Genomic DNA, 25,868 nt, shown 5'->3' with positions numbered 1-25,868 from the left:
CATAGTCTTATATATTTATGCAACAAAGCCATCACTAATTATGAGCTTAAAGAATTAGGGATTGATTCAAAATATTTTAACTTACATATTACGATTGATAATCTGGATAATGGACATGCTCATAAATCTTTAAAATCTTTGGAAAATTTTTATAAAAAGTACAAAGATAAAGAAGTCTTTATCAATAAGTTAAAACGTGGTTATGCGCTAAATCAACATGGAATTACCTCACTGCAAATTATCAACAATCTCAACTTAGAAGATTTTGTTCATAAAATTTTAAAGCGGAAAGCTTTGATTGGGCAGTTAGTGCATAACGAGAAGCAGCAAATCGGGTGTAAATCTATCAATCAATGGCTTTCTAATCCTGCTGAAATTGGAAGTTTTATCAATCAATTGATTGATAAAAAATGGATTAAACTTAATAGAGTCCCTGAAGAAAGTTTGTTCTGGAAATTGATTAGTCATGAAGATGGCAAGATGTATGGGGTATTTAATCCTACAGAAAAACAAATTATTCATGATTGGATTGCAGGAGAACAGTACGCGTCTACTTTTCTTTCTTATCACCAACATGTTGATAAAGAACAGCCGATCCATGATTTTTTGTTTAGTTATATCTCAGATGGTGAACTGGAAAACTTGCAAACAAGAGTCAGTCAGACCAGTAATCTGGCCCTTAAGCTTTCAAAGTTGACACCTTTTTTAGCTCCAGATACTCATCACAAAACTATTGGGTTATGGAGTACGCAAAAATATACGGAACTTTTATTTCCTTATTTAACAAGTTCACTTAACCGATAACGATTCATCAAAACTTTTTATTTTCTAGCCGACCGTAAGTAGATCGCCAAAAATTCCAATAAGTGCGATTGAACATATACTTTTTTGGATTTAGCATGGACAAACACTAGGTTGCAGTTATTTTGACTAGAACGACTGCAATCCTTTCGATGTGTTGGTAGTTCGGTTGTTCTAACTCTTCGCCAAATACATCAGGATCGATTTCCTCATAGGTACATTTCAAAGTTGGATAATTGATGATCCAACTTTGAATGGCTTCCAAAAATTTATTGCCGTATTGGCTGATTGAAATTCCTGTATATAGAAAAATGCTACCATTCGGGGCAAGCCTTTTTACTGCCTCCCTTAGAATGTTGAAGGACAATTCTGTGCCATCTAAATTGTTTCCACCATGCCGATACTGCCGTTCTTGGATATCCATCAAATAAGGGGGATTGGCAAATATAAGATCAAAATTCCCCTCTAAATTAGAAAATAAATTGCTATGAATAGGATAAATATTTTCTAAGCCATTAAATTGTTGGTTTAGCTGACTATAAAACAAGGCCTTAGGGTTAATGTCCGCAGTAAATATCTCAGAAATTGAGGGAAAGCGTTTTGCAATTGAAATCGCGACAGCTGATGTTCCACAGCATAACTCCACAGCTCGTTGGCAGGATGGAGATTGAGTGAGTAAATATTGCTTAAGATGATAATAAAATCGATAGGTGTCAGGGCCAAAAAACACGGCATCATTTTCTACGGTTGGAAAAGCAGAATGAATAAATAATTCATCTTCTAATGATGCAACACGGATTTTACTGAAACACTGGTTGTTCTCAATGCGGATAAGATCTGCTTTTTCTAAGAGGACAAAGAGTTGAGGGTCTAAATCTTCATGAGCGAAAGGCAGATTCCATCCAAAAATATCTCTAAGTGTTGTAAACCTTGATGTTAACCCTTCCTTTCTTTTTATAATACGTTCATGGGTTAGTGGAGTAATTACTGTAAATCGATAATTTTGCTCTTTTAAAAATTTTAATAAAAAGAGCAAAGCATGTTGCTGGAGAAGCGATGTATCAAGGTGTTGTTTCATTGTAGGTCTCTTATTTTTATAAAAACTTCTGAGCCGAGGTTGATTGTTTACTTAACCATTGACGATTTCACCACCATTGACGTGGATCACTTGTCCCGTAATATAGCTGGCATCATCTGAAGCTAGAAATAGAAAAGCAGGGGCGACTTCACTGGGTTGTCCCATTCTTCCCATTGGCGTATTTTTACCAAACTCTGCCACAGTTTCTGAGTCAAAACTACTCGGGATCAATGGTGTCCAAATCGGACCAGGTGCAACCCCATTTACGCGAATTCCTTTTTTCTGTTTCATCAAGTTATTGGATAAGCTCCGAGTAAAGGTTGTAATCGCACCTTTGGTGCTGGCGTAATCAATTAATTCATCATGACCCTGATAACTGGTAATACTGGTGGTGTTAATGATGCTATCTCCTTCATTTAAATGAGGAAGTACCGCTTTGGTGAAATAAAACATGGAAAAAATATTGGTTCTAAAAGTTGTTTCTAGTTGTTCATCGCTGATATTCACTATATCGCTTTGTTGAAATTGTACCGCTGCATTATTGATTAAAATATTTATTTTGCCGAACTCATTGATCACTTTGTCGACACTCTCAATGGCAACATTTGGATCGGTGATATCCGCTTTAATTAACAAACATTGTTGACCTTCTTTTTCTACTAACTGCTTTGTCTCCTCTGCATCCTCTTGTTCCTCTAAGTAAACAATAGCAACGTCTGCACCTTCTCTTGCAAATAAAACAGCAATAGAGCGACCTATGCCACTATCTCCACCGCTAATTAAAGCGACCTTGTCTTTAAGCTTATCACTTCCCTGATGTGTTGCTTTGATAACCTCTGGGATAGGGTGCATCAGTGTTTGTTTACCAGGTTGATGCTGTTGCTCTTGTGCGGGGGGCTGAAGCAGGATATTCATGGGATGTATTGTTCATCTTTGGACGTCCTTAAAATAGATACATTCTATAATCTTTTAAAAAAATGTTATTTTGAGTAAAGACTATATTTAGATTGGTTGTATTTGTATTTATTGCGTAGAGAGCGGTGATTAAATATAAATTAAATTTATAGAATTAATGCTGTCTGATAAGTAAGTTTTAAATAGAGTTGTTCTAAAATAAATAATTCAGATTGAAGTGTAGCTAAAAATGCTGTGTGCTCATCAACAACTTCAATCAATAAGAATTTATACCTCGTGTTAATTTTAAGCGGTATACTTATAAAAAAGCATTTTCTAAGCTTGGGATGCTTAAAAAGAAGGGTGTTGTGGGATGTTGATATTTTATGGAACAGCGTACTTTTTGAATTGTCTTGAAATCTTTCTAGGTACTTTGTAACCTAATGGTTAAAAATATGTATATAAAATTACTAAATAGGTGGGTTATTTCAAATACTTAACTATTGAATTAAAAAAAATATAATACTTATAACTCTTGTTACAACCATTTAGTCGACAACGCCACAAATTTTTTACATAGTAGGCTATATTATTTGGGAGAATTATCATGAACAAGATCACTGTGATGATTAAAGATCAGGAAGAAAATGAATCTATAGTCGTTGCGCAGCTGAATGACATAGAGGATCACGAAGTTCCCATCTTTAAAAGAATAGAACATATTGAGGTTGAGGGGCGGGATATTTTTCCGAATATGGATTTTATTTTTGAAGATGAATTAGATGGAAAAACCTATAAAATAATTTCTCTTGTTAATGATAAAAGATTTATTTAAATTATTCAGGTGCTTAAATTATTGTAAATAAATAGCCCACTTATTTAAATCCATTAAGTGGGCTTTGTTTTATAAAGATAAATATTTTAAAAGATTAAATAATAAAATAACGATTTAAAAGTATGGAGAAGTAATCAAAATATTGTATGAATCTCAGTTTATTCAGTTAAAATATTAAAAATCAAGAAAAGAACTTGCTGATTGTATGTAAGCAAGCTCTTTGTAATGGAATTATATTTATTGTTTATCGCTATCAAGTAATTGGGTTGAGACCTTTAACAATATCATTAAATTCAGAACCATTTAACCAAAAAGATTTCTTTAAGAAGAGGGTAGTCATAATACTTTCTGCTGCTTCACTATTCTGGCTTTCACAAAACAGTCCATAGCTATTGCCTAGTACAGTGTTGTTTTCAATAAGACGAATAAAGTAAGCATGTTGTTCATCAGCATAGCCAAGAATTGCATCACGTCGACTGTCCATTTTTCATGTCTCCACATCAAAAATATTTGAATAAAACCTAACGGCTGATAGATCAGATTTATTCGTGAATGAGATCAATAACTTAAATGCCATATAGAAGTGGAAAGCATCATAAGTGATTCATTTCAAACATTAATCTCACTTTGTTTTACATCCTTGTCCAAGTTAAACAAATGAGGGTCTGATCTATGAAATTTATTGTTATGCAAAATTAATTGCACGTCAACTTGAATTTGTAACTTTTTCAAGTTAAATTGAATTACTGTTGTTAATCACTTGGGTTGGGGGGAATGATGTCCAAAAAAAATGAATTTGAGCATGGCGGTGCGAGAGCAAATGCTGGGCGAAAGGCGCAATTCAGTGAACCGACCAAAGTGATTCGTGTTCCTGAATCCCAAGTGGATTTCATCAAAAATTGGTTACTGAATAATGTCAAAACGGGCACGCATACAGATTTGACCTCTTCAATGAAAATTCAGAATGTTCAAGCGAACAATGATCGAATTTACCACATTCCACTGGCAACGGAACGTGTTGCTGCGGGATTTCCATCACCTGCACAAGATCATGTAGAGCAAGCATTGGATTTAAATCAGTTTTTAATTCGAAATGAAAACTCTACTTTTATTGTGAAAGCCAATTCACTGTCGATGTTAGATGTCGGAATTGACATTGATGATCCCTTGGTCGTTGATCGGAGTATTCCAGCGAAGTCGGGTGATATTGTGATTGCATTGATTGACAATGATTTTACCGTGAAACGCTTGATGATTGATCATCATTTTAACCCACCAAAAGTCTGGCTAAAGGCTGAAAACCCTGATTTTCAGAATATCTATATTCATGAGGGGCAAGAATTGGTGATTTGGGGGGTGGTGACATATAACTTGAAGCCGATGAGGTAGTTGTAAATGAATGTACCACAACGTATTTTTGCTTTGATCGATGTAAATAACGCTTATGTCAGTTGTGAGCGTGTATTTAATCCAAAGTTAGAAAAACGTCCTGTGGTGGTGCTTTCAAATAATGACGGCTGTGTGGTTTCTCGTTCTTATGAAGCAAAAAAACTTGGCATAAAAATGGCTGTTCCATTGTTTCAAATTGAAGAGATTATTCGCCAGCATCAGGTCGAAGTACTTTCAAGCAATTATGCCTTGTATGCAGAAATGTCGCGGCGTTTCATGAATATACTGGGGAGTTTTGTTGATCCTTGTGAGCAAGAAGTCTATTCGATTGATGAATGCTTTTTAGAGTTGACTGCCCATCAACAAAGTTATGATTTGAGTGAATATGCACGTCAGATTTTAGCGACAGTCAAAAACTGGTTGGGGTTGCCATGCTGTATTGGTATCGGATACTCCAAAACACAAGCAAAACTTGCGAATAACTTAGCTAAAACGCATGCCTGTTTCGATAGTGTTTGTAATATCGTTGATGAAGATCCTTGTATTATTGAAGACTTACTTCTTTATACACCCGTAGGAGAGGTGTGGGGTGTCGGACGAAAGATTCGACAGCGCTTAGAAAAAATGAATATTTGTTCAGTGATGGATTTAGTTCAAGCAGATCCTAAAATGATTGGGAAGCAATTTTCTGTAGTGATGGAAAATACAGTCAAAGAACTACAAGGAATGGCATGTTTGGAAATTGAAGATGTGATTTCAGATCGTCGGCAAGTGTTAAGCAGTCGTTCATTTGGTCAGCCAATTGAAGATAAAAATAGCCTAAGTGGTGCTTTAACTGAGTTTAGCTTGCGGGCAGTAGAGCGGCTTCGCAAACAAAACTTATTATGCAAGGCGGTTGGCGTCAGTATCCGAACCAATCGATTTAATAAACAACAATATTATCGTCCATTTACCATGGTGTATTTGGCTGATTATAGTGATGATCGTTTGGAAATTATAAAAGCGGTACAACAAGGCTTAGACCGAATCTATCTAGCAGGGCATCGTTATAAAAAAGCAGAGGTCATTTTGTTAGACATCATTCCGCGACACAGCCATGCGGTTGATTTATTCCATGATACGGATGAACTGATTGCTCGTCAGAATCTTTCGGTCGCTTTTGATGAAATTAATGAACGATTTGGGCGAGATATGATGACATTCGGGCGATTGATTACTCCGCAAGGACGAACTTGGGGAATGACTCAAAATCATAAATCACCCAGTTATCTGACCAAGTGGGATGAAGTATTGAGAGTTGGGTAGATTTTTTAAATCAGCATTACCAAAGGCATTCGCGTGGAATATGTACGATGTGCTCTGATTGTTGAGCTAGTACAGCTTATCGAATATTTTCCCACCATTGCTTAAAGCTTTGCCGATCATTATCCAGTTCCACTAATTCACCAATCATCGGAGTTGCAAGACGATACTTCCTCGATTTTGAATACTCAGCAATTCTTGTGATCGGTTCATACCAAGGGTGTTTAGCTAAACTAAATTTGGAATGATGAACGGGAATCATATTGCGCGCTTTTAGTTCTTCAGTCGCTTGTGCCACTTCATTTGGATGACAATGTACAGCATGCCAAGCGGCATCATATTGCCCATTTTCCATCAATGCCCAATCAAAAGGCCCGTATTTTTGACCGATTTCGACAAAGTGCTTGTTGTAACCGCCGTCGCCTGTATAAAAAATCTTTTTGTTTGGTGATTGAATAATGAATGAAATCCACAAATTTTTTCCGCCATCGAAAGCACGTCTTGAATCATGATGGGTGGTTTCGGTGATAATGGTAATGCCATCGTCAAACTCAATGCGATCTCCCCAATCTTTTTCAATCAGCATGCTTTTGGGATAGCCCCAATATTCAAAGTGTTCGCCAACACCTAAGCCCGTGATCACATATTTTACTTTGTTCTTTAATTTAAGAATGGTTTTATAATCCAAATGATCATAGTGATCATGTGAAATCAGTAAATAATCAATCTCCGGTAATTCTTCGACGGTGTATATATCGGTTCCTCGATAAGCGCGTGTTCCCCACGGCAAGGGAGAAACCTTGCCACTCATGACAGGATCGATTAAAAATTTTTTGCCGTGTAGTTGCATAAATACGGAAGAATGTCCGAACCAGATCATGACATCTTGCTGAGGATCTAGTGTTTTGAGATTAGTTTTAATCGAGGGAATAATATCTTTGGGTCTACGATGAGGGATGGTTTTGATAAATGTTCTATAAAGTTCAAGAAAAGTATGAGAGCAATCAGCCATGCCTAATTTTTCAGTGAGATTGCGAAATTGACCTTGTTGGTAGTTGGGAGAGTTTTTGATACGTTGCAGTCGTTCACCAGAGGGGCTTTTGCCAAAAAGAGGATGCTGTAAATATAAGACGCAGATAAAAATAAGCAGGACGAGAGTGAGGGTGAAAACAATAAGCATAAATCGCATTCCCTTTTTATTTGGGCAGTTGATAGTCAACATTAATAAAAAGTAAAAGCGACAAAATGATGAAATATTGTCTAAAGTCGACGAATGAAAAATCATCTATTCTTATTTAATATTTGTCTAAGCGAAGGAGAAAGGTATTTTGATCAAGCGATCGTGTTGGTATTGGTGTGATTGAGCAAAAGGAAGCCATTTAGAGGGCTGTGGTTTATGCTAGACTATAGGCAAATAACAGTATTGAAAATGGCTGTGCGTTAGCAGAACGAGTAGGTAAAATGATTGGGCAGCAGAGAAACATATTAGCAACTTTAGGAATAGATATTTGGATTCCTAGAGAGGTTGTATGTCAAAAAAATACTGCACCGAATCTATGGCGAGATCAAGTTGTCGAAGAAACCCCGCAATCTCCTATGCTTACATTTGATACAGCGCCAATTTCTGAAAACATCCAAGTCGCACCAGTAGTAACGCCGCCGATAATTGAAACAGACGTTCCTCAAGCAACTGAAGTTGTCGTAAATCCTATTGAAAAAGACGTTGTTGTTGAAAAAGAGCAGGTCGTTATAACGACACAAGTTCAAGCGTTTGAGTTGCAAATGTACGTTTTAGAAAGCTGTGCAATTTTGCTAGAAAGCAGTCAACTGAGCGATGCTCAAAGACAGTTGTGGCAGAATATTCAGAAAGCCAGATTGGGACAATATGCTGAGTTGAAATGGCCATTTCCATTGGCAGCTTTTCAGGAAAGCCGTGGATTGTCTTCATATATTCAAGGTTTCTTGGATGCGACCGCTACCAATAAAAAGATTTTATGCTTAGGTCATCTAGATTTTATTCAGCATTCTAATATATTGCATTTAGCCAGTTTAGAAGAAATGATTGCTCAACCCTTATTAAAAAGACGATTGTGGCAATTGATGCAATAAAAGAGTGGATGTTTCATAATGAAGAAAGTTGTTGTATTTAGTCAAATTAATCAAGACGTTTTAGCACGGTTACAGCAAGATTATCAGGTAGTGGTACTCAACCCAAAGTTGGGTGATATCAATGCGCAAATCCGAGCTGAAGTTGTGGATGCAGATGCCATGATTGGTGCTGGGCGTTTACTCAATCAAAGTAACTTAGCACCTGCACAAAAACTTAAAATTATTTCTACTGTTTCAGTGGGCTATGATAATTACGATATCGGTTATCTGAATCAAAGAAAAATTTGGCTCGCGAACACGCCACATGTATTAACAGAAACCACAGCGGATTTAGCTTTTAGTTTATTGCTGAGCGCAGCACGAAAAATTCCACAACTGGATGCTTGGACTAAACAAGGTCAATGGAAGCGAACAGTTTCGACTGAGCAATTTGGCGTAGATGTGTTTGGTAAGACTTTGGGGATTATTGGTCTAGGTCATATTGGCGCAGCAATCGCTCGTCGAGCTTTTTATGGCTTCAATATGAATATCTTGTACCATAATCGCCGTGAAAAAATAGAGGTCGCACAAGCATTCAATGCCCAATATCGTGACCTCGATCAGTTATTACAGCAATCTGACTTCATTGTGGTTGCTGTTGATTTAAATAGCCAGTCACAGGCGCTGATCGGAGAGGCTCAATTTGAGCTCATGCAGAAACATGCTGTATTTATCAATATCGCACGTGGTTCTGTTGTTGATGAGAATGCACTGCTTGAGGCATTACAACAAAATAAAATCTTTGCTGCGGGTTTAGATGTTTATGCCAAAGAGCCATTACAGGCATCTCCCTTATTTGAGCTGCCAAATGTGGTGACAGCACCTCATATTGGTTCAGCAACGGCTGAAACACGGAATAAAATGGCCAATCTCGCTTATCAAAACCTGATTGATGCCTTAGAAGATCGAACGCCACGTTATTTGGTCAATCCAAAATTTGAATAAATTCTTACATGTTGATTGCTGAATAATTGCTCTAATCTATGTTTTAACGCTGATTAATATTGCTACACTTGCGCCCTTTGTAATTTGGACTTGGGGTGTTTGTGTTCGAGAAATTAGCTGAGCAAAGTTTGGGCTTGATGGGGTGGGAAATCGATAATCATTGGGATTTAGATATTGACCAATGTGTGATGATTGCCGCACCACATACCAGTAACTGGGATGCTTTATATGCCCGTTTGGCTTTGAAAGCGTTGGGGGTAAATGTTCGCCTCACCATTAAAGACAGCTATATGAAACTTCCTTTTGGGCCTTTTGTACGTGCGATGGGCGGTATTGGTATCGATCGTGGTGCGAAACAAGAAGGTCAGGAGCGACCAAGTATGGTTCAATTGATGAGTGACTTGTTTAAAACTCATCCGAAACTGGTGATGTTGGTGACCCCAGAAGGAACGCGCGCCAAACAAGAACAATGGAAAACAGGTTTTTACCATATAGCGGTTGCGGCAGGCGTGCCAATTGCATTGGCGTATATGGACTATGCCAAGAAAAAAACAGGCGTAGGTAAGATTATTTATCCATCAGGCGACTATGAAAAAGATATGACTGAAATCATGGCTTTTTATGCAGAGATTCATGCAAAGTTTCCAGAAAAATTTAGCGTAGACCAACGCTACAGCGCGAAGAAATAACCTCAAAAAATATAAAAGAAGACAGTAAAAGCTGTCTTCTATAACACTTTGTTGCAAATTCCTCTCATTTTCAGTGCTATATTAAATTTCTCCATTAGAATCATAGAGAAACCCCCTTGAGACCGCTGCTGCTTGCATGTGGCTTATTTGCCACGACCCAACTGAGTCATACTCAAGTCCTTTTGCCTACACAGGTGATGGGGGCAACTGAAGTCCCTGAAATTGGCGGTGGAATAGGGTTGCTTGATCAACAAAAAGAAAAATTCATCGGTGAAAAAGTTTATCGTCAAGTTCATCGACAAATGCCTACTGTGCAAGACGCTTGGTTGGAAGATCAATTTTTACAAGTTTTCTCAGGCATTTTAAGTCAAACCCAACTGGGGCAGCCGATTGGTTTGATCGTGATCAAAGATCCCCAAATTAATGCCTTTGCTGTTCCTGGCGGTTTATTTGCAATAAATACAGGTTTGATTACGTCCGCTAAAAATTTAGATGAAATCGCTGGGGTGATGGCGCATGAAATCGCCCATGTCACGCAACGACATTACAGCCGATCACAAGAAGCATTTAAGGGGCAAGGATTATTGGCTTTGGCTGGGATCCTCGTCGGTGCTGCGATTGCTTCACAGGCAGATGGTGATGTCGGCTCAGCGGTAATGTTGGGAACGCAAGCTGCTTTAATTGATAAACAACTGAGCTATAGTCGTAATCAAGAGCGTGAAGCAGATCGTATCGGCATGCAGTTTATGTATTCAGCAGGGTACAATCCGCAAAGTATGGCGGATTATTTTGAAACCATGCATCGGGCGACCAGTCGAGTCAGCTTTTTACCAGATTTTTGGTTAACTCATCCATTAACCACTGAACGGATGAGTGAGGCAAGATTACGTGCCAATCAACTGCCTAAAGTGAAATCAAAGATTTATGATCTCAATTTTGACATATTGAAATGGTATACCTACGTCACTTCAAATCAAGCCACAGAAATCCAAATACAATCTCTTGCCTCGCAGAAGAATGTTGCAGCACAACTGGCGCTCAGTAAGTTTTATTTAGAGCAAGGTGATTATGCTCAAGCACAGTCAAATCTTGATTTGGTGAAAGTAAAATTAAAATCTCATATATTGGTTCCACTCATTCAAACGGATATTTATTTGGGACAAAATAAACTTGAGTTGGCAGAGAATGCGATTGCACCGATTCAAAGAACGATGCCTGAAAATCGCGCCTTATCTTATAAATTCGCTGAAGTCTTAATTCGACAAGGACAAGTTGCACAAGCGCAAACCTTAGTTCAACGATTTATTCATAAGAACCAACGTGATATTCGAGGATGGCAACTGTTGCAACAAGCAGCAAACTTAGACAAAAGCTCACCATTACAAGCTGTGAATGTCTTATGCTATCGTGCAGAGGTTGAGTATTGGTCAGGCTATGAAGAAAACGCGATTAAATCGATGTTACATGCGCAACGACTTGCAAAAGGGAATATGGCAATGTCAGCGAAAATTGAATCTCGTTTAAAGCAAATGCAAGATGACTACCGTAGGAAAATTTAATTCTTAATTTGATGTGGTGGAATTAGCTTGCTGAAAATTTGAGAGTAATTACATGGAAATTAAATTAGAAAAATTCAACATACAAGATTTTGATTAATATTTTCAATTGGTTAGTAATACAGAGGTAATGGCTATGATTACAGAAAGAGCTATTCCTTTAGATGAAGCAGAACATAATTTTCAGCAACTTATAATAAGTAATCAGTTATGTGAAAATTTTGGTAATTTTAAAATTCTTGATGCTGATACGAATGAATTTATTGGTTTGGCAAAGCTAGAAATTAAAGAAATAGATGCTGACGAGCTTGAATTAGGTTATATGCTTTTGCCAAATTATTGGGGTAGAGGTATTGCGAGTAGAGTCAGTGAACTTTTGCTTAATATTTCAAAAAAAGAGAATTCAATTAATCAAATATTTGCGATTATTGATCCTAAAAATCTTGCCTCACGCAAGATTCTAACGCGTCAGGGTTTTAAACATAAAGCATTTAAAGACTACGATGGATTAGCAGGTGAAATACTGGAATTAAAAAATTAATTTAAGTCATCAATAATAAAAGAGTAAGTATAATTGCTGTAGCATAAATAAAAATTAATTGAGAGGAGGGTTTATTATGATCAAGGGACAATGTTTATGTGGGGCTGTGCAATATCAATATCATGGTGAAATTGAAAATAGTATTCTATGTTATTGCCAACACTGTCAGCAGGCACAAGGTACAATCGCGGGTTGGAATAGTCCACTTGATCAAACAAAATTTGAATTTATCTCAGGGCAAGATCAACTAAACGAATATTTTCATACACCCAATAAAGCACGAGTATTCTGTCAACATTGTGCAAGCCCGATTTATTCATATCGTACAGATTTGCCAAATATCATTCGCTTACGTTTGGGTACGGTGACTGAAGGACTGATTCCTGCACCTACAGAAGAATTTTTTACCGAGCATAAACCAAAATTTATTGAATTAAGATAAGATGGCTGGCTTGAGTAGTAAAGAAGTTAAAAATTGATGAAGAAAATTATTGGTTTTATTTTTGCGGTTGGGTTTGTGGGGGCGAGTTCAGCGGCTTCAGTTGAGCAATATGTACGTGCTGTAGAAAAGATAACAGCAACCTATGCGCAAGACATGCGCAGTTTTTTACGTAGTTTAGACCCGCAACTCTCACATTTCACACCTGAGCAGCAGGCAAAATATTGCGCTATTGTAAATCAATATGTGCAGGACTCTTATGGGGCGATCGAAAAGAATAGATCTCATTTAACAGGACAATACGCCACGATGACCAAGCAAGATGTAATTCATCAAGTGACTGAGTCAAAAGAAATGCAAATGCTGACTAAATATAATATTCAGTGTGATTTTAAATAAATAATATGCGTGGGTTCATTGTTGAGATGAATCCAATTTATTATTAAATATATAAAAAGAGAGGTATAAAGCCGAACTGAGCTGATTAGCTTAATTTTGCTTTAATTTTAGAAGAAACTTGTGCAGGATCGGCACGCCCGGCTATGATCGGACGTAGAGAATTCATCACCTTACCCATATCTTTCATGCTAGTAGCTCCTTGAGCAGAAATCGTTTGCTCAATGAGAGAATCAAGTTCTTCCTCAGTCATAGCGGCTGGTAGAAATTGAGAGATAACCTCAACTTCGGCTTGTTCTTTACTAGCTAAATCTTCTCGACCAGCACCTGAAAAGGCCTTGATCGATTCTTTACGTTGTTTAATTTGCTTTTCAATGACCGCAAGAACCTGAGCATCGTCAAGCTCAATGCGCTCATCAATTTCGATTTGCTTAATTGCTGCCTGTAGACCACGAATAACCGTTACTGTTGCCATTTCTTTGGCACGCATAGAATTTTTTAACACGTCAGTAATTTGGTTTTTTAAAGTCGTCATAGTCTTTTCAGCAGTCAATCACAAATTAATTAGTAAAGGCGAGTAGTACGTACAGATTCGCGAGTCAATTTCTTTTGATAACGCTTAACTGCTGCAGCTTTTTTACGCTTACGTTCTTGAGTTGGTTTTTCATAGAATTCGCGCTTACGAACGTCAGCTAAAACACCAGCTTTTTCGCATGAACGTTTGAAACGGCGGATAGCTACGTCTACTGGTTCGCCTTCTTTCAACTTAACTTGTGGCATGTAAAATCCTCTAAGATGATGGATAAGATCTAACGCACGATTGCACTAGATCGCAAGTGAAGGTCAGTATTTTACTCATTTACAACTCAGATCACAAGTCTATAATAGCGCTGATACTATTTTTGATCGTTGTAAAGGCAGTTTAATGATTGTTTTGGGCTTAGAAACTTCGTGTGATGAAACTGGGTTAGCACTCTATGATAGCGAGCTCGGCTTACGGGGGCAGGTTCTATATAGTCAGATCAAACTGCATGCAGAATATGGTGGTGTCGTACCTGAACTGGCGTCACGGGATCATGTTCGTAAAATGATTCCTTTAATTAATCAATTGCTTGAACAAAGCGGTGTGAAAAAACACGAAATCGATGCAGTTGCTTATACACGCGGTCCGGGTTTGATGGGTGCATTGATGACAGGTGCATTATTTGGTCGTACTTTGGCGTTTGCGTTCAATAAACCTGCGATTGGTGTGCATCATATGGAAGGTCATATGCTTGCGCCATTACTTTCAGATACGCCACCGGAGTTTCCGTTTGTCGCTTTGTTGGTTTCAGGTGGACATACGCAACTGATGGCTGCACATGGTATTGGTCAGTATGAGTTACTCGGTGAGTCGATTGATGATGCGGCTGGCGAGGCGTTCGATAAAGTCGCAAAAATGATGAAACTTCCTTATCCCGGTGGGCCGAATATCGCAAAACTGGCGCTACAAGGTGATGCTCAAGCATTTGCTTTTCCAAGGCCAATCTTGCATCAAGGCTTAGATTTTTCGTTTAGCGGTTTGAAAACAGCGGTTTCTGTTCAACTGAAAAAACTTGGCGAAGAAAATCGTGATGCGGATATTGCAGCTTCTTTCCAAGAAGCAGTGGTTGATACACTGGCTAAAAAATCAGTAAAGGCTTTAAAACAAACAGGTTTAAAACGCTTGGTCATTGCTGGTGGTGTCAGTGCCAATCTCCGCTTACGTGAGCAATTAGAGACATCGCTGAAAAAGATCAATGCACAAGTCTATTATGCTGAACTAGCTTTATGTACAGATAATGGTGCCATGATTGCGTTTGCAGGCTATCAACGTTTAAAAGCTGGGCAGCAGGATGGTCTCGCAGTAACCACGACACCAAGATGGCCGATGACGGAATTAGAACCGACCTAGAATGAAACTGATCATTTTTATGGGATGCTAAGCTTCTGCGAAGCTACATTATTATTTTATTTAAAAATCAAATGATTCATTTATATGCATGGCGAGGGGTTGGAGTCAACCCTATCGTGTTAAAGTGTCGGATAAATTATTTATTTTGATGAGCTAAGGCTCATAGCGGAGTACAGAAGTTGAAAATTTCTTATGTTTTTACATGTGGCAGATTAGAGTCTTTATTTAAGATTCTATGTCTCATCCAACAGGGTGAGGGGCATGACACATCTGAAGATAAAAAAATAATTGAGCAATTCAGAAAGGATATTACTTTAGGGCGAACTTTTGAGGAAACTGAACTTTATCAGCGGATAGAAAAGAGTGAGGAAAAAATCGTCATTAATCGCTTGAATAATATTCTTCGAGATAAACCACCACATCAAAACAAATTTGATTTGGATGAATATAAGACGGGTGCATGGTCTGAATTTAGTGATTATAAGTTAGCCATTAGATTTTCTGATGCTAAAACAGCTTTGAGTCAAAAGCACTTTGAAAAGACAGGTGAATATATGACCAGTCGAGGTATTGCTAAACTGACGGGTTTTAATCCGACCAACATTAAGAATATGTTAAATCATAAAAGAAGTGTGGTGAAAAAAATGCTATCCACACTGGAAAAATTAGCAAAAGAGTATTGATATTAACGTTCTATAGCAGAGCGAAAACGATGCAGAGGAAATCTATTTTCTGCATCGATTCCATTTTTCTGAATAAATAAAAATTAGATAATTATTTCGCTTGTGATGAAGCATATTGAAATACATTTCAGGTTCAAAAATTAATTTGACTTATCTGCTTTGGATAGCACAGCCAAACAGACAAAAATCAAAACCATACCGATCCAACCAATCGGCGCTAATCTCTCACCCACCAGCAATACCGCAAAAAGTGCGGCAACTAATGGTTCAAATAAAGTGAGGGTCGTGGCGGTACTGGCAGAAATTGTTTTTAAAGCATAACCAAATAACAGATAACCGAGAAACATCGGGATCAGCATCATATAGCCGACAACATATAGGTTGACGGGTTCATCAAATAAATTCGAACCAGTAAAAAATAAAGTTGGCAATAAAATTAAAGCGCCGAATCCAAAAATTAAACCCATCGAGGCTCTAGAGTCGACACCCTGATCAATCATTTTCTTGGCAGCCCATGAATATAACGAGTAGGTTAAGGCTGCAATAAGCCCAAGAATAATTCCTATGCTTTTCTGATCAGCACTTATTGCTGATGACGAGCCTTGAGAGTGTGACTCACCGATGGATAAAAGTAATACTCCAGCAACACCAAAAATAAAACTGATAAACCATTTTAGCGAGAGTGCTTTTTGATCAAAAAACTTTTCAAGTAGCGCTGTAAATAATGGTGCTGAACCAATAGAAACCACAGTGCCAATGGTGATCCCTGCCATTCGCATAGACGAGTAGAAGGCCAGTGGATATATGGCAACAGAAATCATCCCAACCAACAGTAAAGGGAAATATGAACGGATCTGCGGTAAATGACTGAGGATGTTTTTATGAGCGAGTAACGCTTGTAAAAGCCCACCGCCACCCATCGCAATCGCACCTATGGCTAATGGACTTAAATTTGGGGCATAAGAAGCCGCAGTACCAGTCGTACCCCAAAGAACTGATGCAACTAAAACCGCAATAAACCCATAATGTGGACTGAGTTTGATCGTGTTATTCAATTCCTAATCTCTTGTTCTAATAAGGACTGAGCCATTTGTCTGGCAGCAAAAACTTTAGCACTTGAACTTTCTAAACCTGCTCGAACGATAGAACCTTCCAAAATAAAAGAGAGCAGCAGCGCGAGTTGTTTAACTTTTTCAGGATCATTTATCAGCTGATTTAAATGATCTGCCAAAATGTTTTCAACTTCATCTTTATGTTTTTTCACCGCCAAACGTTCTGGACTATGCGCAGGAAATTCTGCTGCTGCATTGAGGAGTCCGCAACCGCGGAAACCATTTTCATAGGCAAACTCGGCATGATCTTGATAAGCATCGAAAACAGCCAATACGCCATCAATTGGTGTTTGGATTTGGGCTTTTCTATTTTGGTATAAGCCTAACCACTCTTGATGACGTGCTTCGATATAACAAGTGACCAATTCAGATTTAGTCCGAAAGTTATTGTATAAGGACATTTTTGCAACGTTGGCTTGATCAATGATGCTATTGATCCCTGTACTGTTGATTCCATCTTGATAAAACAGCATTGAAGCGGTTTCTAAAATTCTTTGTTTTGCAGATTTAGTGCTCATAATGAAAAATATTGGGTAAACTGTTCTACCTAATATTAGGGTGGATTAAGGAAATTCGCAATAGGAGACGCTGTTTTTATTCATTGAGCATAAGTTTTTATTTAGGTGTAAATATGATTAAAGAGAGTGGATGTTCTCTTTAATCAAATCGCTTATTTGGTTTTTTTGCTGTGGACCAAGGCGAGTCCATAAGTAGGCCATTTCTTATCGGTCTTAATGTTATTGACCAACCAAGCCACAAGTACCAGCGCGATTGATCCCAATAACACAGGAAAAAATAAAAAGCTCCAATGGTATTGAATGGTATTTACTGTGAGCAAGATGACTAATGGATTTGCCCCAGCAGGTGGATGAACACAACGTAACAGTTGCATTGCCGCAATAGCGCAACCCACGGAAAGCGCAATACTCAATGCTGAAGTTCCTAAAGTTTTAAGAAAGACTAAGCCAATCAAAGCTGAAACAAAGTGCCCAAGAATCACATTACGAGGTTGGGCTAAAGGGGATTGAGCAACGGCATATAATATGACACAACTTGCGCCGAAAGGTGCCATGATAAATAAATTTTGGGTCCATTTGCTCAAGAGAACTAAGATCAGAATACTGAATGTCCCGCCAATTAAGCTTCTGAAAATATCAATGGATTGGGGGCGTGGAGCAAGATGCTCTTTGCCATGAAATAGCGATAACATTTTAATCTCACAGGATCATTGTATTCAGTCAATAATAAGACTAAAATTAAAAATAGTACAGATCTGTATTGTTTTTAATTGAGTAAACTTGTATGTCAAAGTCAGCAAATAAAATTTTGAATACCGCAGAAAAATTATTTTATGAAAATAGTTTTGTCGGTGTTGGTGTTGATTTAATTCGAGATGAGTCCGGCTGTTCAAAAACAACAATGTACACTCATTTTAAAAATAAAAATCAGTTAGTGAGATCGGTGCTTGAGGCCAGAGATACGAAGTTTAGACAGAGTCTAATTGCTTATATTGGCAATGCAACAGGAGCACAGGCACTCAATCAGCTCATTGATTGGCATTTGTTGTGGTTTCAAGAAGACAATTTTAAAGGATGCTTATTTGTCAGAGCGGTTGCTGAATCTCATTGTGGTGATCAAGACATCATTACAGTCTCTAAAGAACATAAGATTTGGATTCGCGCATTAATTGCAAAATGTCTTGAATCAGCCCCCCATGCAGATGCATTGGTTGAAATTATTTATACCTTGATTGAAGGGTTGATTAGCCGCTTTTTGGTAGAAGGATATGATGCAAAAGTTGCAGATGAGATTAAAAAATCGATGAACCGTATGGTTGAGATTTTTAGTTAGGAGTTTCATTGAAAGGATAGGGGGCGATGAAGCAAGCTTCTAAATAATTAAGCCGTTGAAAATATATCAACGGCTTATGCTTGATTGGAAAAATAAAAATGTTTTTATTTCAACAGTGAAGTGAATAGGCTTAATCTATAAAATAGTTTTGGTTTTCTACATCGATATACTCAATATAACCACGCCCTTGAACTTCATTATTCAAATATTCACCTGTGAAAGTATAGGCGCTGGCATAACCAATTCCATGACCGTAGCGGAATGGACTATCAATTTCAGCAAAGATTTCTAATACTTTTTGACCCGTATCATCTTTCACCGTCCAAGAAAAGAATTGTGGCAAGCGCATTTTCTTTCCACTTGGCGAAATATAATCATCGATTTGATGCGCTATCACCTTAAACTCAACATTGGCATAGATTTCAGCAGGTTTGTCGGTATGTCTAATATGCAGAGAATAAGCTACGGGTTGACCTAAAATATCGGCTTTGGTTAACAATAGTTGCGTTGTTTCAGTCAGATTAATAATTTGATAGGTGAAGAAATCAAGCGGTAATTTATAAGATTCGGCGAGGAGTTTTTTTACCACACCATGCGCACCTGTTGCACGCGCATATTCATAGGTGCATAAACCTTCCGCTGGCGTAGCTTGACCTTGATATTCAAGTTGACCTTTGAATGTGGCTAATAGACTAAAATGATCATAGATCGGAGTTTTGATAAACCATGAAACTTGATCGGTCACATCTAAATCAAATTCAAAATTTAAACCATGATAAGCACCTTTCAAATGAATATTGGGCAAAGTGCCTGTAATGGAAACGTCTTCGCCTAATTCAATTTGTGTGCCATTTTCTTGAATATTTGTCTCATCTGGGATGATGTAAGCTTTTAATAAGTGTTGGTCTAATGCGGCTGTACTAGAGAACAATGTTGCAGTATGTCTTGGGTCACTCAGTGTTATGTCATCATGATCGAAGGCAAGCGCCCCAGGGGTACCTAACAAAATCATGATATTTAGATAACGATGTGGTTCAGGCAGCAGTGGAAAAAAGATTCCATAATGTGTCCACGTATAAAATTTTTCTGTTGTTCTTGGACGGATGATCTCTGGTTCAGAAAAAGGAATGGTTGAATATTTTATAGCCTGATCTAGTGTGCTTTGTGCGAGCAATAAGCTTTTACCCAAAATTTTGCTCGTCAGAGAGATTGGCGGCAGTTGTTTTTTCATCTTTTTCCCTAAACTCAGTCTATGCTAGATCTTAGATTAAGAAAAACAACTGCCCGTGCTAAGCCTAAATAAGGACAATGCCACGGCTTTTGAGGACATTTACCCTTTTATAGTGTTTGACAATTTCTCTAGGTTTTGCGAACCAATCCAATGTTTTGAAAACTGATAGGCCGCTCGACCAGAGCGTTGACCGCGTGCCTGACACCATTTCAAACTTTCACCACGAACCAGATCGTTATATTGCAAACCTGCTTGAACGATATAGTGTTCCACAATTTCTAAATAAAGCTGTTGATCCATCGGATAGAATGACAGCCACAGACCAAAACGATCAGAAAGGGAAATCTTTTCTTCAATGGCTTCTTGTGGGTGTAGCTCAGTATATTGCGGAACATCAACTTTACGAACAGGCGTATTTTCGTGCATAAATTCTGGCAATAAATGGCGGCGGTTACTGGTGGCATAGATAATGAAATTGCTTGAACCAGACTGTAGTGAACCATCTAATACACTTTTCAAGCTACGATAATTTTCATCTTCTGCGTTAAAGGCTAAATCGTCACAATAAACAATAAATTTCTCAGGGCGGTTTTCAATTATCTTTTGAATCTTGGGTAAATCAGATAAATCATCCCGTTCGATTTCTATGAGACGTAAACCTTGTGATGAATATTCCGTCAGTAGGGCGCGGACTATCGATGATTTTCCAGTACCCCGTGAACCAGTGAGCAAAACATCATTGGCAGGCAAGCCATTTAAGAACTGTAAGGTATTTTGAATAATTTTATCTTTTTGACGCTCAATCCCTTTTAGGTCTTCCAAATGCATTTTTTTGGGTTGTTGAATGGCGAGCAGTTGTTGATTTTCCCATCGAAAAGCGATAGCTGAAAAATCAGTGGGTTGTTTTGGTGCAGGGAGAACTTGCTGTAATTGTGTCAAAACACTGGATAATGAATGGAGAATAGATTCCGGTAAATCAATGAGAGCCATAAATACAAACCAAACACAGTGATCAATGAATAGGGATACTATCATTGCTGTTGTTGAAATAAAGAAGATCTCATTAAAAAGATTGTAATATGTCGATTTTCCCCTTGATTGTTGCAGCCACTTTTTGCATTGTATAGGTGCAGAATGAGAAAAAAATCATCAAAACTGGAAACACGAATGTCAAATAGACTTCAAGAAAAAAAGAATACATATCAGGCATATAGGGTCGGTGTGTTACAAGAGCACTTACGCCATGCAAATGGGTATGCTGAATGGAAGTCCATTGCACTCAAACTAGACCAAGAAGCAGGTACTGAAGCATGGAAATATGACAATGATTCGCCTTATTTTGATGCTGAAATTTTATCTAAACGGCATAACTTATTAAAAAAATATCGTACACAACATCGAACTCTAGATTTGATCTATGTATTAAGAGAAGGTTTATCTTATGATTTTGCCAATATTGGCCATCCCATGTTGTTTGCTGAGACCTACTGCGGCACTAAAAAAATTATAGAAAATTATGTTGAAGAAGTCAGTGAGTGTTTTGGTTATTTAGCTTCCAGTGAATGTATTACTTTCCAATTGAAAGAAAAAATAAAGTTTTTTGAAGAATGTCAAAAGGCTTATGGACAACCTGCTTTAATGCTATCAGGTGGTGCGACATTGGGCTTGTTTCATACTGGAGTATGCAAGGCATTGTTGGAACGTGATCTATTACCAAAGGTAATTTCAGGTTCGAGTGCAGGTGCCATCATGACAGGGATGCTCGGCGTTTCATCTGCTGATCAGATTCCTGGCTTACTTTCTGGTGAGCACTTTTTCCATGAAGCCTTTCGCTTTAGACGTGTCATGGAGTTGATTAAAGGGCATGGTGGCATTGCTGATGTGATGTATCTTAAAAAGTTCTTGATACGTAATATGGGCGATGTCACTTTTGCTGAAGCCTTCCAACGTTCAGGATTGCATATTAATATTGCGGTTGCACCCTATAACACCGCACAAAACCCTCGAGTATTAAATGCTTTAACTGCGCCAAATGTTTTGGTTTGGAGTGCTGTGCTGGCTTCATGTGCCGTCCCGGTGTTATTTCCGCCAGTGAAATTAACCAGTAAACGTTATGATGGTCAGCATACGCCGTATCTTGCCAACACGAAATGGGTGGATGGCAGTATGCGCAGTGATTTTCCTCAGGAAAAAATGGCAAGGCTTTATAATATTAATTACACCATTGCCAGTCAGGTGAATCCGCATATCGTCCCATTTATGCAAAGTGATAATAAGCGATTCCGCCGTGATGTATTGAGTTGGCCAGAACGGGTTGTGCGTCATCAAGGAAAAGCGATTGCAATGGATGTCATGGATTTAATTCGCAATTCAATGGGCGGTTTCTTCCCGATTCGACGTGCGCTCGATCATGGTTATGGAATTTTAGGGCAGCGGTATTATGGTGATGTGAATATCATTGCGAAATATGGTTTAAAACATTATAGCTACATGTTGAAAAACCCACGTCCAAAATTATTTAAAATATTGCAACAAGAAGGTGAGCGAGCAACTTGGTCTAAAATTGCTTCGATTGAAACACATGCACGTATTGGTAAAACCATTGAACATTGTTTAGCATCATTACGTAAGCAGGAAGAAAAGCAGCAGAATGAGTTTTATTACGTGGATCTCTGATCCAACTGTTCAATGGAATAATTGGTCGTTAGAAACGAAAAAGCGAAGTTATGATTTTGGGCGGCGTTTATATACGTTTCAAGTTGAAAATCAGAAGTATTGGCTTAAATTTCATGTTGCCGATACAGATCCGGTGATAGAGCCAGCTTTTCAAGGTGAATTGGATTTTTATCAGCTTGAATCAATACATTCTCAGCATTTTCTATTGCCGCATCATATCATTATCTTAGAACAGACACCGCAGTGCCTTCACCTTGAAGCGAAGGGTAGAGGCTTGATATTGTTTGATGCAGAAAAGTTCTTCACGGATATTTTACCCACCACCGATCTTGAGATTATTCAAAAAAAAATCTTAGATGCCTTGGAAACACTCGACTACATGCACGAAATGGGTTGGGTTCATGGTGATCTAAAGCCAGCACATTTCCGTTTATATCATGGGTCTTGTCGGCTGATCGATTTTGAGCAAAGTTTTAAGTCTCAATGTTCAATTACGCGCATGAATGCGACACCACATTATATGGCGCCTGAGCTTTTTCATGGTGAAGCGAAAAGTATTCAAAGTGATTTATATGCTTTGGGCATTATTTTGTATGAATGGTTAACGAACACTAAATTAAACGCTGATACTTATTATGATTGGGCAGTACTGCATTGCCAACAACTGCACATTCAGCTGCCTAAAGCGCTTGAATGTTTTTTTCCACTTTTAAATGGTTTACTGCAAAAGCGAGTTGAACAGCGATTTAGGTCAGTTCTTGATGCCAAAGGTTGTCTAAACGCGATTGGCTTGTTGTAAATATAAATACTTGATTTGAATATTATATGTTCATTTGAATGGTTTTTTTATCAGAAAGACTTGTCAGAATTAGTGTTTCTCACTAATATGCATACCCATCGGGGGCGTGGCGAAATTGGTAGACGCACTGGATTTAGGTTCCAGCGCCGCAAGGTGTAAGAGTTCGAGTCTCTTCGCCCCCACCAAATTTAAAAAGCAAGCATGTCTTGCTTTTTTTATGGTTAGGTCTGATATGATTTAATCATGCATGTTCTAGAGGATTGGTGTAATGGTAGCATGACGGTCTCCAAAACCGTTCGTCAAGGTTCGAGTCCTTGATCCTCTGCCAAATTAGAAAAGGGACTTATTCAAAGTCCCTTTTTTTATTTCTGTTGTTTTTATCTGTATATTAAAAAAGCATTAGCTTTCAGATGCATGGTTTTTTTATAAAAAGGGCTTGTCAGCAGAAAGGTTTATCACTAATATACACATCCATCGGGGGCGTGGCGAAATTGGTAGACGCACTGGATTTAGGTTCCAGCGCCGCAAGGTGTAAGAGTTCGAGTCTCTTCGCCCCCACCAAATTTAAAGAGCAAGCGTATCTTGCTTTTTTTATGGTTAAGTCTGATATGATTTAATCATGCATGTTCTAGAGGATTGGTGTAATGGTAGCATGACGGTCTCCAAAACCGTTCGTCAAGGTTCGAGTCCTTGATCCTCTGCCAAATATCTTAAAAAGCCCTTGTTTTTACAAGGGCTTTTTATTGCCTAAATTTTATGTAGATAGGTTGCAACATTTGAATCTTGCTCAAGATATAAGGTTTTAATTCACTAAAGAGCAAGACCTAAAAGTAGTGGATATGGCTTCTATTTAATAAATAAATTTTGAAATTTTCTCCGCACTTTCAAGAACTGCATCTGCAATTTCATTTCTAAAATAATCTTCCTCATACGTACCTAATGGGCAGCTGACGGATAATACGGCTGTTACTTTACCCGTGGATTGTTTAAAAATGGGCACAGCACAGGCGGCCATATCGTGATTGTAATGACCCCAGCTCACCATAGATCGTTGTGTTTTGACATAGCTTAAACGTTGTAATAACTCTTTAAGACTTTTCGGCGTCAGCTCTGAAAAAGTTTCCCACTTATTAAAGTTTTTATATCGTTCTCGGATTTCTGTTTCGGATAAATCTGCCAGTAACATTTGCCCGATGACTGTTGCATGGGCAGGCCATCGTGTACCTAAACCAATATTACTGCTAAATGTTCCATTGGATTGAATGTTATTGATAAAGACAATATGCGTACCTTCTAGGATTGATAAATGGACTGCCAACTGGGTTTGATCGCGGAGTTCTTTCATCAACGGTGTAGCTAAATCCAATAAAGATTGTTTGGATAAGCTATTGAAACCGAGTTCCATTACTTTTGAATCTAAAGCATAGGTCTTTTGTGAAGCTTTTCTGAGAAAACCACAGGATTCTAAGGTGTAAATCAGTCGAAATGCGCTTGAGCGATTCACGTCTAAAATCTCTGCAATTTCAGTGATGGTCATTTCTTGGGTTTGCTGATTAAAGGCCTGCAAAATTGCCAAACCACGAACTAAGCCAGGGACTAAATAACGGTCATCATTTTTTATTACGTCAGATTCTTGAGAGTCTGTTTCAAGTGTTGAGTTCATCTGTTCAATTTTCCTATTTAAAAGCACAAATCAGTACATTCAGCTTTATTTGAATCCTATTGTAACTGCAAATAGATTTATGGAATATAGTTTTATATATGAAACTATATTTTTTAAGTAAAACGTAAAAGAATGTGTAATAAATATCAAGTGTATGAATTTTAATAATATATATAGTTTGACATGGAAAACATCATAGGAGTATTCTTAATTAAAGTTTGTTATATCAAATTATGTTTTATATATAAAACAAATGAGGATGCAAGGATGAGTTGGATCTCAGTTTGTCAGCAAGACGACATCACCGAAGATGAGCCGAAAGCCATAGAAGTCGACGGTAAGAAAATTGGAGTATTTTTCATCGATGAAAATTACTTCGCTATTGAAAATGTATGCCCACACGCCTACGCCTTATTAACAGAAGGTTTTATTGAAGATCAAACCGTGGAATGCCCATTGCATGAAGCAATTTTTGATATTCAAACAGGTGAATTGAAAAGTGGTCCGGGATGCCGAAATCTGTGTACTTATCCCGTACGTGTTGAAGGGCAGGACGTTCAAATTCAACTATAAGTCAAATTTATAAGGATGGAATCTCATGAAAACATTTAATGAGAAGCTCGCGAACTGGATTCACGCCACGCCAGCGAAAGAAGCAGGGATTAACAATATTCAGGTTCCAGGACAGCCAGAACTTTTGGTTTGGCAAACGCGTTATAAAGCGCCAACGGTTTATGAGCAAGACTTTGTTCAGCACTTAATCAGCGCATTTTCATCAGGTGTAACTGAGCTTGCAGATTTAGTTCAGTCTTTAAACCAACAAGGTTTTCGTTGTGAGTCTGGTGAACTTTGGACTTCTGAGTCGTTCTCAGAAGAAATGCAACGTTTAGGTTATTGATTCAAGGAA

At 38.0% G+C, this 25,868-nt stretch carries 28 protein-coding genes, 4 tRNA genes and 2 pseudogenes; 22 read left to right on the top strand and 12 right to left on the bottom strand.

Going from position 1 to position 25,868, the window contains the following annotated elements:
• Positions 1-30 precede the first annotated feature (30 nt).
• A pseudogene (locus tag F991_RS12955) lies at positions 31-804 on the top strand (iron-containing redox enzyme family protein); the annotation flags it as partial.
• A 106-nt stretch (positions 805-910) separates the two neighbouring features.
• Here the strand turns inward: F991_RS12955 and F991_RS12950 are convergent.
• Together F991_RS12950 and F991_RS12945 are read right to left on the bottom strand one after the other, a co-directional pair.
• Positions 911-1,879: a methyltransferase gene (locus F991_RS12950; RefSeq protein WP_004671977.1), complete on the bottom strand. Its 969-nt coding sequence runs from the start codon at positions 1,877-1,879 to the stop codon at positions 911-913.
• Positions 1,880-1,930: 51 nt separating this feature from the next.
• Positions 1,931-2,810: pseudogene (locus F991_RS12945) on the bottom strand (SDR family oxidoreductase).
• A gap of 570 nt (positions 2,811-3,380) precedes the next feature.
• On the opposite strand from F991_RS12945, the gene F991_RS12940 reads away from it, so the two are divergent.
• Entirely contained in the window at positions 3,381-3,608 is a 228-nt protein-coding gene (locus F991_RS12940) for a hypothetical protein (protein WP_004671973.1), read from the top strand.
• A gap of 253 nt (positions 3,609-3,861) precedes the next feature.
• Here the strand turns inward: F991_RS12940 and F991_RS12935 are convergent, their stop codons facing one another.
• Entirely contained in the window at positions 3,862-4,092 is a 231-nt protein-coding gene (locus F991_RS12935; RefSeq protein WP_004671971.1) for a hypothetical protein, read from the bottom strand.
• Positions 4,093-4,385: 293 nt separating this feature from the next.
• Here F991_RS12935 and F991_RS12930 point away from each other — a divergent pair, with 293 nt between their 5' ends.
• Positions 4,386-4,997 carry a LexA family protein gene (locus F991_RS12930; protein WP_004671968.1) on the top strand — a complete coding sequence of 204 codons (612 nt, stop codon included), beginning with the start codon at positions 4,386-4,388 and terminating at the stop codon, positions 4,995-4,997.
• A 6-nt stretch (positions 4,998-5,003) separates the two neighbouring features.
• Positions 5,004-6,302: a Y-family DNA polymerase gene (locus tag F991_RS12925; protein ID WP_004671967.1), complete on the top strand. Its 1,299-nt coding sequence runs from the start codon at positions 5,004-5,006 to the stop codon at positions 6,300-6,302.
• Positions 6,303-6,378: 76 nt separating this feature from the next.
• On the opposite strand, the gene F991_RS12920 is transcribed toward F991_RS12925, so the two are convergent.
• Positions 6,379-7,479 (bottom strand): MBL fold metallo-hydrolase, encoded by a 1,101-nt coding sequence (locus F991_RS12920; RefSeq protein ID WP_004671964.1) that lies wholly within the window; start codon positions 7,477-7,479, stop codon positions 6,379-6,381.
• Between the two features lie 281 nt (positions 7,480-7,760).
• Between F991_RS12920 and F991_RS12915 the strand changes: the two genes are divergently transcribed.
• The 7 genes from F991_RS12915 (at position 7,761) to F991_RS12885 (ending at position 13,016) form a co-directional block, all read left to right on the top strand.
• Complete coding sequence (locus tag F991_RS12915) at positions 7,761-8,408, top strand: hypothetical protein (protein ID WP_004671963.1); 648 nt, start codon at positions 7,761-7,763, stop codon at positions 8,406-8,408.
• Positions 8,409-8,426: 18 nt separating this feature from the next.
• On the top strand, positions 8,427-9,392 hold the full coding sequence (locus F991_RS12910; RefSeq protein ID WP_004671962.1) for a 2-hydroxyacid dehydrogenase: 966 nt from the start codon (positions 8,427-8,429) through the stop codon (positions 9,390-9,392).
• A gap of 101 nt (positions 9,393-9,493) precedes the next feature.
• On the top strand, positions 9,494-10,081 hold the full coding sequence (locus F991_RS12905) for a 1-acyl-sn-glycerol-3-phosphate acyltransferase (RefSeq protein ID WP_034594973.1): 588 nt from the start codon (positions 9,494-9,496) through the stop codon (positions 10,079-10,081).
• A 161-nt stretch (positions 10,082-10,242) separates the two neighbouring features.
• Positions 10,243-11,640: a M48 family metalloprotease gene (locus tag F991_RS12900; RefSeq protein WP_416201917.1), complete on the top strand. Its 1,398-nt coding sequence runs from the start codon at positions 10,243-10,245 to the stop codon at positions 11,638-11,640.
• Positions 11,641-11,746: 106 nt separating this feature from the next.
• Entirely contained in the window at positions 11,747-12,178 is a 432-nt protein-coding gene (locus tag F991_RS12895; RefSeq protein WP_228127775.1) for a GNAT family N-acetyltransferase, read from the top strand.
• A gap of 76 nt (positions 12,179-12,254) precedes the next feature.
• On the top strand, positions 12,255-12,620 hold the full coding sequence (locus F991_RS12890; RefSeq protein ID WP_004671958.1) for a GFA family protein: 366 nt from the start codon (positions 12,255-12,257) through the stop codon (positions 12,618-12,620).
• A gap of 36 nt (positions 12,621-12,656) precedes the next feature.
• A complete protein-coding gene (locus F991_RS12885; RefSeq protein WP_004671957.1) occupies positions 12,657-13,016 on the top strand; it encodes a hypothetical protein in 360 nt (119 codons plus the stop codon).
• 85 nt (positions 13,017-13,101) lie between these two features.
• On the opposite strand, the gene F991_RS12880 is transcribed toward F991_RS12885, so the two are convergent.
• Both F991_RS12880 and rpsU read right to left on the bottom strand, forming a co-directional pair.
• Positions 13,102-13,548, bottom strand: coding sequence for a GatB/YqeY domain-containing protein (locus F991_RS12880; RefSeq protein ID WP_004671955.1), 447 nt, complete (start codon positions 13,546-13,548; stop codon positions 13,102-13,104).
• Positions 13,549-13,577: 29 nt separating this feature from the next.
• A complete protein-coding gene (gene rpsU, locus F991_RS12875) occupies positions 13,578-13,793 on the bottom strand; it encodes a 30S ribosomal protein S21 (RefSeq protein WP_004652785.1) in 216 nt (71 codons plus the stop codon).
• 145 nt (positions 13,794-13,938) lie between these two features.
• Here rpsU and tsaD point away from each other — a divergent pair, with 145 nt between their 5' ends.
• The gene (tsaD, locus tag F991_RS12870; protein ID WP_004671953.1) at positions 13,939-14,946 is read left to right on the top strand and encodes a tRNA (adenosine(37)-N6)-threonylcarbamoyltransferase complex transferase subunit TsaD; all 1,008 of its coding nucleotides are present in this window, start codon (positions 13,939-13,941) and stop codon (positions 14,944-14,946) included.
• 179 nt (positions 14,947-15,125) lie between these two features.
• Positions 15,126-15,629, top strand: a complete 504-nt coding sequence (locus F991_RS12865) for a hypothetical protein (protein ID WP_004671951.1) — start codon at positions 15,126-15,128, stop codon at positions 15,627-15,629.
• A 140-nt stretch (positions 15,630-15,769) separates the two neighbouring features.
• Here the strand turns inward: F991_RS12865 and F991_RS12860 are convergent, their stop codons facing one another.
• The 3 genes from F991_RS12860 to F991_RS12850 all read right to left on the bottom strand — a co-directional run bounded on the left by F991_RS12860 (position 15,770) and on the right by F991_RS12850 (position 17,951).
• Positions 15,770-16,684, bottom strand: coding sequence for a DMT family transporter (locus F991_RS12860; RefSeq protein ID WP_004671949.1), 915 nt, complete (start codon positions 16,682-16,684; stop codon positions 15,770-15,772).
• Positions 16,681-17,259: a TetR/AcrR family transcriptional regulator gene (locus tag F991_RS12855; RefSeq protein WP_004671947.1), complete on the bottom strand. Its 579-nt coding sequence runs from the start codon at positions 17,257-17,259 to the stop codon at positions 16,681-16,683. The genes F991_RS12860 and F991_RS12855 overlap by 4 nt, the downstream gene beginning before the upstream one ends.
• 152 nt (positions 17,260-17,411) lie before the next feature.
• Entirely contained in the window at positions 17,412-17,951 is a 540-nt protein-coding gene (locus F991_RS12850) for an HPP family protein (protein ID WP_004671946.1), read from the bottom strand.
• Between the two features lie 92 nt (positions 17,952-18,043).
• On the opposite strand from F991_RS12850, the gene F991_RS12845 reads away from it, so the two are divergent.
• Entirely contained in the window at positions 18,044-18,592 is a 549-nt protein-coding gene (locus tag F991_RS12845; protein WP_004671943.1) for a TetR/AcrR family transcriptional regulator, read from the top strand.
• A 130-nt stretch (positions 18,593-18,722) separates the two neighbouring features.
• On the opposite strand, the gene F991_RS12840 is transcribed toward F991_RS12845, so the two are convergent.
• Together F991_RS12840 and F991_RS12835 are read right to left on the bottom strand one after the other, a co-directional pair.
• Entirely contained in the window at positions 18,723-19,823 is a 1,101-nt protein-coding gene (locus F991_RS12840; RefSeq protein WP_004671941.1) for a DUF6670 family protein, read from the bottom strand.
• Positions 19,824-19,922: 99 nt separating this feature from the next.
• The gene (locus tag F991_RS12835; RefSeq protein ID WP_034595573.1) at positions 19,923-20,813 is read right to left on the bottom strand and encodes an ATP-binding protein; all 891 of its coding nucleotides are present in this window, start codon (positions 20,811-20,813) and stop codon (positions 19,923-19,925) included.
• 177 nt (positions 20,814-20,990) lie between these two features.
• On the opposite strand from F991_RS12835, the gene F991_RS12830 reads away from it, so the two are divergent.
• From F991_RS12830 to F991_RS12805, 6 genes are all read left to right on the top strand, one after another.
• A complete protein-coding gene (locus F991_RS12830; protein ID WP_004671937.1) occupies positions 20,991-22,499 on the top strand; it encodes a DUF3336 domain-containing protein in 1,509 nt (502 codons plus the stop codon).
• A complete protein-coding gene (locus F991_RS12825) occupies positions 22,474-23,298 on the top strand; it encodes a serine/threonine protein kinase (protein ID WP_004671935.1) in 825 nt (274 codons plus the stop codon). The genes F991_RS12830 and F991_RS12825 overlap by 26 nt, the downstream gene beginning before the upstream one ends.
• Before the next feature lie 100 nt (positions 23,299-23,398).
• A tRNA-Leu gene (locus F991_RS12820) sits at positions 23,399-23,483 on the top strand.
• Between the two features lie 69 nt (positions 23,484-23,552).
• Positions 23,553-23,626, top strand: a tRNA-Trp gene (locus tag F991_RS12815).
• 148 nt (positions 23,627-23,774) lie between these two features.
• A tRNA-Leu gene (locus tag F991_RS12810) sits at positions 23,775-23,859 on the top strand.
• Positions 23,860-23,928: 69 nt separating this feature from the next.
• Positions 23,929-24,002: transfer RNA gene (locus F991_RS12805), tRNA-Trp, on the top strand.
• A 146-nt stretch (positions 24,003-24,148) separates the two neighbouring features.
• Here F991_RS12805 and F991_RS12800 read toward each other — a convergent pair.
• Complete coding sequence (locus tag F991_RS12800) at positions 24,149-24,961, bottom strand: IclR family transcriptional regulator (RefSeq protein ID WP_004671933.1); 813 nt, start codon at positions 24,959-24,961, stop codon at positions 24,149-24,151.
• 267 nt (positions 24,962-25,228) lie between these two features.
• On the opposite strand from F991_RS12800, the gene F991_RS12795 reads away from it, so the two are divergent.
• Entirely contained in the window at positions 25,229-25,534 is a 306-nt protein-coding gene (locus F991_RS12795; protein ID WP_004671931.1) for a non-heme iron oxygenase ferredoxin subunit, read from the top strand.
• Positions 25,535-25,559: 25 nt separating this feature from the next.
• Positions 25,560-25,859 (top strand): recombinase-like helix-turn-helix domain-containing protein, encoded by a 300-nt coding sequence (locus F991_RS12790; RefSeq protein ID WP_004671928.1) that lies wholly within the window; start codon positions 25,560-25,562, stop codon positions 25,857-25,859.
• Positions 25,860-25,868: the final 9 nt, after the last annotated feature.

This window comes from Acinetobacter sp. CIP-A165, from assembly GCF_000367985.1.
GTDB lineage: Bacteria > Pseudomonadota > Gammaproteobacteria > Pseudomonadales > Moraxellaceae > Acinetobacter.
This window is presented reverse-complemented; position numbering and strand designations above follow the sequence as displayed.